Annotated in this window: 2 protein-coding genes; both read right to left on the reverse strand. The window is 50.0% G+C overall.

Going from position 1 to position 1650, the window contains the following annotated elements; genetic code table 11:
- Window positions 1-127: 127 nt before the first annotated feature.
- Window positions 128-787: a hypothetical protein gene (locus tag HMPREF2674_RS04335; RefSeq protein WP_070824923.1), complete on the reverse strand. Its 660-nt coding sequence runs from the start codon at window positions 785-787 to the stop codon at window positions 128-130.
- An 88-nt stretch (window positions 788-875) separates the two neighbouring features.
- Window positions 876-1535 (reverse strand): hypothetical protein, encoded by a 660-nt coding sequence (locus tag HMPREF2674_RS04340; protein ID WP_070824924.1) that lies wholly within the window; start codon window positions 1533-1535, stop codon window positions 876-878.
- Window positions 1536-1650 lie beyond the last annotated feature (115 nt).

Here is a 1650-nt window from a genome sequence, read left to right on the forward strand (position 1 = left end):
CAAGGCTCGGGTGAAGACTGGGCGACCATTCACCGGCGGGTGGCGCTCAGGTGAGTAACCGCTGGTATGCAGAAAGCCCCTCGGCTGAGAGATAAGCTCTCAGCCCAGGGACTTTCTCTATGCGGCGCTACATATCGACGTCGGCGAGGCCGGAGACCTTCTCCAAATCCTCAAAATAACGAATTGTCCTCGAGGCACGATCCAAGAAATCCACCTGCGCCACATCATCCGGGTTGTCCATGTCAGGCCAACGCTCGTTTTCAATCCTGAAACGCACAATCGCCAAAAGCCGGTAATTGTTATGAGTCATCGGACCAAAAGCAGCAATCTGCTTACCCGACTTCGTGTAAAAACCCACCATATCCTGGTCTTCAACATCCACGGTCTTGTAGTAGGTAACGCTATCAATCGCACCTAGCGGGTAGACCGTTGGGTTAGCTGACCAGACACGCTGCTCGATACCTTCGGGAGAAAGCTTCACATAAGCGACATGCACATAACGCAAGAAAGAAAGGAACATAACCGAAAGTGATAAGACTAATATTTCAGTCCCTATATCTAATGAATCAGGACCGTATATGTGGGCTACAAACGAAAGACAGGGGAAGGCGGGGGTAAATATCATAATGAGAGCTTCGCCCTGATTAACTCGTCGAATATAAATACCCTCGCGCCGCCGCTTTTTATCTTTCCAACGTTGCGCCTCGTAATTGATGATGACGTAAAACGTTGCAACTGTAGTGAATACAGCGAAGACACCCCAGAAAATAGTCAGGAAAATACGCATGGTGGGTTCTCGTTTCGTGTGGTTGGTGAATAGGAAGAGCGCGCTCCGTCCGCGCATCCCCGGGAGCCTTTAGCCTTGTATGTCGGGGCTACATGTCAATCTCAGCCAGACCCGAGATTTTCTTGCGGAACTTGAAGTACGGAATGACTTCAGCGGGGTTATCCAACCGGTTCACCTTATCAACGTCAGCCGGAATATCCAGGTAAGGCCAACGCCCGTACTCAATCCTAAATCGAGTCATAAGCAAGAGATAGTACTCGTCATAATTCGGGTTCAACGGGTTAATACGCGCCCCCGACTTAGTGAGGAACCAGGTGCGGCTTCGGGTATCCTCATCCGTGGACTCGCTATACACGACGCTATCAATCGCGCCAATGGGGCAGATCCTCGACCCGCGAATGGGGGTGCGCTGCTCAATACCTTCAGAAGAAATCTTCAAGTACGTGGCGTTAACGCTCCACAGGTAATACAAGAGGAAAGCAGTCATGAGTATGGATGCAATGTCTATAAAAGAGTTAGTCTCGAGGCCGTTGAGCGACAAAAAATAGCGGATAATCGGGAAGCCCGGGATAAAGACAATAATGTACGCCAGTAGTGCTTGCACGCGACTAATGTAGACGCCTTCACACTTCTTCTTCGCATCACGGCGCCGATTAATGATGTAGGTGGCCAGGGTGAAAAGCGTGAAAATGATCGTGATAATGGAGCATGCGCCCCAAAAGGTAATAGCAGATTCTTGAGACATCATTTAGCTATTCACTCCTTCAGACGGGTTGGAGTCGGCGATGGTAGCAGAGTACGCTTCTCTGCTTACTTCAGCTGTGCTCATGGTATGTACGTCCTTGTGTGGTGGTTGGTGAATC

The sequence above is a fragment of the Rothia sp. HMSC062F03 genome (genome assembly GCF_001836905.1).
In the GTDB taxonomy this organism is placed as follows: domain Bacteria; phylum Actinomycetota; class Actinomycetes; order Actinomycetales; family Micrococcaceae; genus Rothia; species Rothia mucilaginosa_A.